This is a genomic window from uncultured Gemella sp. (genome assembly GCF_963529685.1).
In the GTDB taxonomy this organism is placed as follows: domain Bacteria; phylum Bacillota; class Bacilli; order Staphylococcales; family Gemellaceae; genus Gemella.
On the sequence record NZ_CAUSAI010000056.1, the window covers coordinates 1 to 8,911 of the forward strand.

The 8,911-nt window shown below is 33.9% G+C and carries 7 protein-coding genes and 1 riboswitch; of the genes, 2 read left to right on the top strand and 5 right to left on the bottom strand.

Annotation, left to right across the window (positions count from 1 at the left end; all coding sequences use genetic code 11):
- A partial coding sequence (guaB, locus tag RWS90_RS07260) for an IMP dehydrogenase (RefSeq protein WP_314550047.1) occupies positions 1–1,235 on the top strand: 1,235 nt, incomplete at its 5' end.
- Between the two features lie 60 nt (positions 1,236–1,295).
- On the opposite strand, the gene ribE is transcribed toward guaB, so the two are convergent.
- From ribE to RWS90_RS07285, 5 genes are all read right to left on the bottom strand, one after another.
- Positions 1,296–1,757 (bottom strand): 6,7-dimethyl-8-ribityllumazine synthase, encoded by a 462-nt coding sequence (gene ribE, locus RWS90_RS07265; protein ID WP_314550049.1) that lies wholly within the window; start codon positions 1,755–1,757, stop codon positions 1,296–1,298.
- A 13-nt stretch (positions 1,758–1,770) separates the two neighbouring features.
- Entirely contained in the window at positions 1,771–2,946 is a 1,176-nt protein-coding gene (gene ribA, locus RWS90_RS07270; protein WP_314550051.1) for a GTP cyclohydrolase II, read from the bottom strand.
- A complete protein-coding gene (locus tag RWS90_RS07275; protein ID WP_314550053.1) occupies positions 2,939–3,550 on the bottom strand; it encodes a riboflavin synthase in 612 nt (203 codons plus the stop codon). The genes ribA and RWS90_RS07275 overlap by 8 nt, the downstream gene beginning before the upstream one ends.
- Positions 3,535–4,605: a bifunctional diaminohydroxyphosphoribosylaminopyrimidine deaminase/5-amino-6-(5-phosphoribosylamino)uracil reductase RibD gene (ribD, locus tag RWS90_RS07280; RefSeq protein WP_314550055.1), complete on the bottom strand. Its 1,071-nt coding sequence runs from the start codon at positions 4,603–4,605 to the stop codon at positions 3,535–3,537. Before ribD ends, RWS90_RS07275 begins: the two co-directional genes overlap by 16 nt.
- Positions 4,606–4,774: 169 nt before the next feature.
- A riboswitch (FMN riboswitch) is annotated at positions 4,775–4,899 on the bottom strand.
- A 108-nt stretch (positions 4,900–5,007) separates the two neighbouring features.
- Complete coding sequence (locus RWS90_RS07285; protein WP_314550057.1) at positions 5,008–6,351, bottom strand: sodium-dependent transporter; 1,344 nt, start codon at positions 6,349–6,351, stop codon at positions 5,008–5,010.
- 666 nt (positions 6,352–7,017) lie between these two features.
- On the opposite strand from RWS90_RS07285, the gene RWS90_RS07290 reads away from it, so the two are divergent.
- Positions 7,018–8,911 (top strand): BspA family leucine-rich repeat surface protein (locus tag RWS90_RS07290; protein ID WP_314550059.1); only part of this gene is annotated, 1,894 nt, incomplete at its 3' end.

Genomic DNA, 8,911 nt, shown 5'->3' on the forward strand with positions numbered 1-8,911 from the left:
GCATTGAAGAACAAGCTGAACAAGTAAGAAAAGTTAAACGTTCAGAAAGTGGAGTTATTACAGATCCTTTCTTCCTTACGCCAGATAGCTTAGTGTATGAGGCAGAGAATTTAATGCAACAATACAAAATTTCAGGTGTACCTATTGTTGACAATAAAGATGATATGAGAGTAGTAGGAATTATTACTAACCGCGATATGAGATTTTTAACAGATTTTGATATTAAAATTAGTGAAGTAATGACTAAAGAGCACCTTATTACTGCTCCAGAGAAAACTACTTTAGAAGAAGCTAGCGTAATTTTACGTAGTCATAAAATTGAAAAACTAATTTTAACTGATGAAGCAGGGAAATTAACAGGATTAATTACTATTAAAGATATTGAAAAATTAGCAAAATACCCTACCTCAGCTAAAGATGCTAAAGGGCGTCTTCTAGTTGCTGCTTCTGTAGGGATTACTAACGATACAGTTGATCGTGTAGATGCTTTAGTAGAAGCTGGAGTAGATGCTATTGTTGTTGATACTGCTCATGGACACTCTAAAGGTGTATTAGATGCGGTTAAAACATTAAGAACTAACTATCCAAATTTAGATATTATTGCAGGGAACGTTGCAACTGGAGAAGCTGCTCGTGATTTATTCGAAGCTGGGGCTGATGTTGTTAAAGTTGGTATTGGACCAGGGTCAATTTGTACTACACGTGTGGTTGCAGGGGTAGGAGTTCCACAAATTACAGCTATCTATGATTGTGCGACAGTAGCTCGTGAATTAGGAAAAACAATTATTGCTGATGGTGGAATTAAATACACAGGTGATGTAGTAAAAGCTATCGCTGCTGGTGGACATGCAGTAATGTTGGGTTCTATGCTTGCTGGATGTGAAGAATCACCAGGTGAATTAGAGATCTTCCAAGGTAGAACATTCAAAGCCTACCGTGGAATGGGATCAATCTCAGCGATGGAAAAAGGTTCTAAGGACCGTTACTTCCAGGAAGATGGTAAAAAATTAGTACCAGAAGGTATTGAAGGACGTACACCATATAAAGGTGCAGTATCAGAAACAATTTACCAAATTATAGGTGGATTACGTGCTGGTATGGGGTATACTGGTTCTCGTGATTTACGTGCACTTCGTGAAAATTCACAATTTGTACGTATGACAGGAGCAGGTTTAATTGAATCTCATCCACATGATGTTCAAATTACTAAAGAAAGTCCAAATTACTCTAAATAATAATCTGAATAATAAAGTAGGCAGGAACTTGAAATTCAAGTGCCTGCCTTTGTTTATTTATTAAATTTGTTTAGTTAAGTCTATCATTTCTAAAAGACCTTGAGCACAGTCGCTACCTTTGTTTCCTGCTTTTGATCCCGCTCTTTCAATAGCTTGGTCGATATCTTCAGTAGTTATAACACCAAACATAACAGGAATATCACTGTGTAGACTAATGTGACCAACACCTTTTGCTACCTCATTACAAACTAGATCGTAGTGGCTAGTGCTTCCACGAATAACACTTCCTAATGTAATAACACCATCGTATTTATTTGTAACCACTAACTTTTTAGTAATAAATGGAATTTCAAATGCCCCTGGTACCCAGTATACATCGATATTTTCTTCTTTTACTTCGTTTCTAATAAGTGTGTCTTTAGCTCCACCTAATAATTTAGAAGTAATAAATTCGTTAAAACGAGCTACTACAATCGCTACTTTAATATCTTTTCCTATAAATTTTCCTTCAAATGTTGTCATAATAATATTCTCCTTATATATCTAATAAATGATTAAATTTAATTTTTTTTGTTTGTAAATAGTATTTATTTTCTTTTTGTGGTTTTATGTTTATTGGAACACGGTCTACTACATTTATTCCTAAAGAACTTAGCTGTTCTACTTTATCTGGATTATTCGTAAGAAGTTTTACAGATTTAATACCTAAGTAATCAAGTATGTCTACCGCTATAGTGTAGTCTCTTTCATCGGGAGCAAAACCTAGTTGAACATTAGCTTCGTAAGTGTCGACACCTTGCTCTTGTAGTTGATAAGCAAGAAGTTTATTACGTAATCCTATTCCTCGTCCTTCTTGTCGAAGGTAAAGAATCGCTCCACGACCTAAGTCAGAAATTTTTTGAAGGGCAGTATGCAGTTGTTCTCCGCAATCGCATCGGTGAGAAGCGAAGATATCTCCAGTTAAGCACTCTGAATGAACTCGTATTAATAACGGTTCTTCAGAATTTAAATCACCTTTACTAATAATTAGATGTTCTTTATTAAATTCGTCTTCGAACAGCTGTAAATCAAAATCTCCAAATTCTGTTGGTAACTTTACTTTTACGCTGTCGTTAAATGACAAAAAACGTGTTAACTCGTCTAAATCAACGACTGTTAAATTCCATTTTTTAGCGAATTCATATAAGTCATCTCTTCTAGCCATAGTTCCATCTTCATTCATAATTTCACAGATATATGTTGCTTCAGAACAACCAGCTAGTCTAGCTAAATCTAAACTTGCTTCTGTGTGACCGCGACGAACTTTAATTCCACCATCGCGACCGATAAGTGGGAACATATGACCAGGTCTATTGAAATCCTCTGGTTTAGAATTCGGATTTGCTAATTCTTTTATAGTTGTTGCTCTTTCAAAAGCTGATATTCCTGTAGTTGATGTTTTGTAGTCTATACTTACAGTAAAAGCCGTCTCATGAGGGTCTGTGTTTTTATCTAGCATAGAGTGTAGATTTAATTTTTCTGCAATCTCAGTTGAAACTGGTGCACAAATTAAACCACGTGCATGTTTTGCCATAAAGTTAACAGTTTCACCAGTAACTAGTTCCGCTATTCCTACTAAATCTCCTTCAGCTTCTCTGTCATCATCATCAATAAGAACAATTAATTTTCCAGCTTTTAAATCTTCTATTGCTTGTCTTACGTTATTAATCATTAAACTTTCCTCCAAATAGTTTTAATTGAGCTTTTATGTATTTTGCTAATATATCTGTCTCTATATTTACGCTATCTCCAATTTTTAATTTCTCTAAATTTGTATGCTTAGCTGTATGTGGAATTAGAGATACTGTAAATTTGTTGTTATCACATGTTACCACTGTTAAGCTTATCCCATTAATGGTAATTGAGCCTTGGTTTATAATTTCACCTTGAAATTTACTAGGGTAAGAGAAAGTAAGTAGGATAGCATTTTCGTCTTTTTGTCTTGCGGCTAATTGTGCTAAACCATCACTGTGTCCAGAGACTATATGTCCTTCAAATCTATCAGAGTGGCCCATTGCGGGTTCTAGATTGACAGCATCATTTATTTTTAAATCTTTAAACGTTGTTCTTTTATATGTTTCTGGCATAATATCTACTGTAAATTGAGATGAACTTTTTTGAATGCAAGTCAGACACACACCGTTCACTGCCATACTATCACCAATTTTATAAGTTTCTAGTAAATTTTTACTTGCTTGAATAGTTAGTTTTATACTATGACTAGATTTAATAATCTTTACTATTTTTCCTTGTTCTTTTATTAATCCTGTAAACATTGAGATACTCTCCTTCCTGAGATTCTTATATCATTACCGAGTTTTGTAACTTTAGTATCTTGAAGTTCTATTTTTTCATTTGTCATCCTACTACTAGTGAATGATGAAGTGTTATTTCCGCCTAAAAGAATAGGAGAGATATAAGTTATGACCTCATCCCAACAACCGCTAGCAAGGAATTGATCGTGAATAGAAGGGCCTCCTTCAACATAAACTGATTGGATACCAAGTTTCGCTATTTCAGCGACTATTTCATTTATACTAAATTCTTTTGGTGTTATAACGGTTACATGAGAAGGAAGATTTTCATGACTAAACTTTGAAAATACTATGACTTCAGATGAACTATCTTTAAATAGCTTCAGATTACTTTGTTTAAAGATAGAGCCTTCAGCATCTAATACAATTCTTTTTGGTGGGAATAATGATGTATTAGCTCCAGTTAATTTTGGATTGTCTATTAATACAGTTTTTGCACCTACAAGAATCGCTTGATAATTATCTCGTTCACTTCTTACGAAGTCGTAGACTTTTTCACCGGTAATTTGAGTCCTTTCATTAGTAAAGGCTAGTTTTCCATCGAGACTAATGGCTTGTTTTAAAACTACATAAGGTCTTTTTTCTGTATGAAATAGATTATAAGCGTAGTTTAAATTATAAGCCTCTTTTTCAAGGACACCAGTTATTACTTCTATACCATTATCTTGCAAATATTTAATTCCTTTTCCACTAACGATAGGATTAGGATCTAATTGAGCAACAACTACCTTAGAGATACCCATTTTTAAGATAGCCTCTGTGCATGGAGGTTGTTTACCTTTATGGTTGCAAGGTTCGAGAGTAACGTATAGTGTTGAATTAAATAATTTTTCAGGAGTTTTGCAAGTGGAAATTGCATTTTTTTCAGCATGTTCACATCCATAACGAAGATGTGAACCTCTTGCGATAATTTCATTATCTTTTACTATAATTGCTCCGACTAAAGGGTTAGTATGAGTATACTTAGAACCACGCTTGGCTTCAAGTAGAGCAAGATTCATAAAATATTCATGCATAGTATCAACTCCTTTTAAAAATAAAAACCCCAACTATATTTGAAAATCAAATTTAATCGGGATTGATGGTTAGTTTTATATTTGATAAATAGACCTTAATGTATGAAAGTGCATTATAGACTAAATAGATATTGTTAATAAGTATTAGGTATATTTATCCTAATACTACTAATTTCTTCTCCCATCCAGACTATACTGTCGGTTCTGGAATCTCACCAGATCAGCTTGCGCTCACGGACTTCTAGTAAACTAGTCACCGCCGGTTGGGACTTTCACCCGACCCCGAAGAAATATTTAATTCATGACTTAATATTAACACTAATGAAAACGATTGTCAATTACAAAATGAAAAACTATCACAAAATATTAAACATACAATGTGATAGTTTTAGTTAATAATATTTATAAGAATTGTGCTAGACAAACGATAAGGATAATAATTGGTAGTATGTATCTTAGTAAGAACAACCATGTTTTGAATAACAATATGCTTATCTTATTATCCTCATTAACATTTAATTGTTCTTGTGCTACTTTCTTGTCAAGGACATATCCTGTGAATATTGATAATGCAAGACAACCAAGCGGCATTAAAATATTAGATACTAAGAAATCCATTAAGTCGAAAATTGTTTTTCCGAATATTAATGTATTAGATAGTGAACCATAAGAAAGTGCAGATGGGATACCGATAACGAAAGTTAAGATACCGATGATTACACTGAATTTAGTACGATTAGTATTTTTTTGATTTGTAATATTTCCTACATTTATCTCTAACATAACTACTGACGAAGTAATAGTAGCGAATAAGAATAATATTAAGAATAAGATGTAGAAAATTTTACCAAATGCCATATTGTTGAACAGCTGAGGCAGTACAATGAATAATAAACTTGGTCCACCTTCAGACTCCATTCCAAATGAACTCATCGCAGGGAAGATTGCTAATCCAGCCATTACAGAGACTGCAATGTTCATTAATACAACAGAGATACCAGATTGGACTAGGTTAGTTCTTCTATCAAGGTAAGATGCATATGTAAGCATAGCTGTAACCCCGATTGACAGTGCGAAGAATGATTGTCCTAGTGCGAATAATATACCAGAACTTGTGATTTTAGAAAAATCAGGTTTTAAGAAATAAGTAACACCACTCATTGCATTAGGTAAAGTTAATGATCTTGCGATAATTATTAGGAATATAATGAATAATAGTGGCATCATAATTTTTGAAGCTTTTTCTATACCTTTTTGAACACCACGAGAAACTATAATGATATTTAATAAGATGAACAATGCTTGTGCTCCTAATGCAATCCAAGTATTAGAAATAATACTAACAAAAAGGGCCGCATGATCAGTAGTGGTGTGCACTCCAAGAGCATCTGCAATCGAAATACCAAGATATACTAAAATCCATCCACCAATAACACTGTAGAATGATAATAAGATGAATAGGGCGAATCCACCTACATAACCAATAATATTATAATTTTTATTTTTTCCAAGTTTACCAAAAGTTTTAATCGCTGATACTCCAGCACCGCGACCTAGTACGAATTCAGCAAGAAGTAGTGGTAGACCGATTAATAATGTAAAGATAAGAAATACTAGTAAGAATCCACCTCCACCATTTGCTACCGTCATATATGGGAACTTCCAAACCGCTCCTAAACCTATAGCTGAACCAGCAGAAGCAAGTATGAAACCTATTTTAGAACTCCATTTTGAATTGTCTGACATAAATTCTTCCTCCTAAATGTAATTTATAAATAATTAAAAGGGGCTGCCCCAAAAGTCCTAAAGTTTAAAAAAGTGCATATGATAACTCATAGACGCAGTGGTTTATTGATATCTAAATTCACTTTATGAAAGCTTTTTAGATATTTAATAAACTGTGCGGGGGTGACTCGGCAAAATCTTGTTTCTTAAGAAATCACGATTTTTGAGTCGCTCCCTTTTTGAATGATTTTTGATGGGAATTCTAAAAAATGAAAAATATTTCCCAATAAAATCAGCTAATTCTCCTTTGATTTTTTGGTTATGCTATTATTATATCATGGGGATGATTTTTTGTTTATTGATTTTAAAAAGAAGTACCGAGTTTTTTTCTCGTTACTTCTTTTTTTACTGACCTTTTGGGTCGCCCCTTTTATTTATATCAAAACTCGGTGTAAAAGAAGAAGTTAAAACAAATAAAATGCTTTAAAATTTTTTAACTGAGTAAATATAAATGTTATGGCACTCACTAATGAATAACAAAATATTTATAGTTTTAATAAAAAAAAAAAAAACACGCTCACAGCCGATGAAATATGAGCTTTCTGTTTTATTTTGAATTTTAAATATGGTATAATTATATCAAAATGTTTGAATTTTAATTTATAAAGAAAGAAATGAGGTTTATTGATGAAAAGAGATAGAAAAGAGAAATTTTCAATAAGAAAATATAAAAGTTTAGGTGCTGCGTCTGCTGTTATTGGCGTTTTATTTTTTGTAGCCGGTAGTGATGCTTCGGCTCATGAGAATAATACAACTGTAAGTGTGGTGGAAAAAGATAGTTCGGTGTCTAATAATGCTCGAAGTGAAAGTGAATCTTCTGTTGAACCAAAAGCTGCTACTGAACCAAAATCTGACACTGAAGGTTTATCGACTGGCTTGAAAGATAATATTGAACCAAAAGCTGCTACTGAATCAAAAGCTGCGACAGAAGGTGTATTGACTGGTTTGAAAGATAATGTCGAACCAAAAGCTGCAACCGATGAAGTGTCGCCTAGTTCTTTTAGAGAGTCTACTTCTGTAACACGTTCTAGACGTGGGAAGAGAGATGTTAGTACAACACTTCAACCAGAAGGTAACGTGATTGCTCATGGTGAAGACGGTGTGCCTTGGGAATTATATGGAAACGGGTATCTATTGTTTAAGCCAGAAGTTGGTAAGGATACGTTGACGAATAATTCTGGTGAATCTACTTGGAAAGTTAATTATGGTGAACAAATTAAGCATGTTGGTTTTGCGGATAAGGTTTATGCGCCTGAAAATAGTGCGTGGCTATTTTCTAAATATTATCTTAGAGATGGTGCTCAAACTAATGGAGGCTTTAATCCGTTAACTTTTGATACTATGCATTTTGATACAAGTAAAGTAACGAATATGCGGTATATGTTCAGAGGTATGAATAAGTTAACTAATTTAGATGTGATGCATTTTGACACAAGTAAGGTAATGGATATGGGAGGTATGTTCAATGATATGTCTAACTTAACTAATTTAGATGTGACGCATTTTGATACAAGTAAAGTAACGAATATGGGATCTATGTTCAATGGTATGTCTAACTTAACTAATTTAGATGTGACACATTTTGATACAAGTAAAGTAACGAATATGGGAGTTATGTTCAATGGTATGGCTAACTTAACTAATTTAGATGTGACGCATTTTGATACAAGTAAAGTAACGAATATGGGAGGTATGTTCAATGGTATGTCTAAATTAACTAATTTAGATGTGACGCATTTTGATACAAGTAAAGTAACAAATATGGGACTTATGTTCAATGGTACAATAAAACTTAAAGAACTTAAACTCGGAGATAAATTTAAAGCTGATGGGATTAGAACGATACCGACAACTCACTCCTACGGCAACCAATATACCGATAAATGGCACAAGGTTGAGGATAAAGAACACACGTATACGGTTTCAGATTGGGCGAATGCATACGCTGGTAACTCAACTGCAACTGCTGGAACGTGGGTACGTGAAGTATCAAATGCAACTTTGACATTCCAAGGTGAGAACTTTACTCCAGTTAAGGTGACTCCAAGTGATACCGCATTACCAACATTATCAAGACCGAGTCAACCAAAACAAAATCATAAATTCCTAGGGTGGTCAAAAGACGGAACAAACCTATTGACGCGCGATGCTGTTCAACCAGGTGAAACGATTACTTTACAACCATTATGGCAACCAGTGAATAATACTACGACAAGAACTGAAGAAATACCTATAGCGACAATTTATCGTGCTGATGAGACAATTCCTTTTGAGTCTAGACAAGAAGTGGCTGGTCAAGAAGGTGTGAAAACTATCACAACTACTTATACTGTAGCTCCGTATACAGGTGAATTAACAGATCCTGTTGAGTCTGAAAGAGTTACAACTGAAATGCAACCAAAAGTGATTAAAGTAGGCAATAAGAAAGTTTCCACAGAACCTATTCTAGCAACTAATAAATATGTTGGTAATGAAGAAAAAGATCGCGGTTATAGCAATCTGATAACTCAAGGTCAAGATG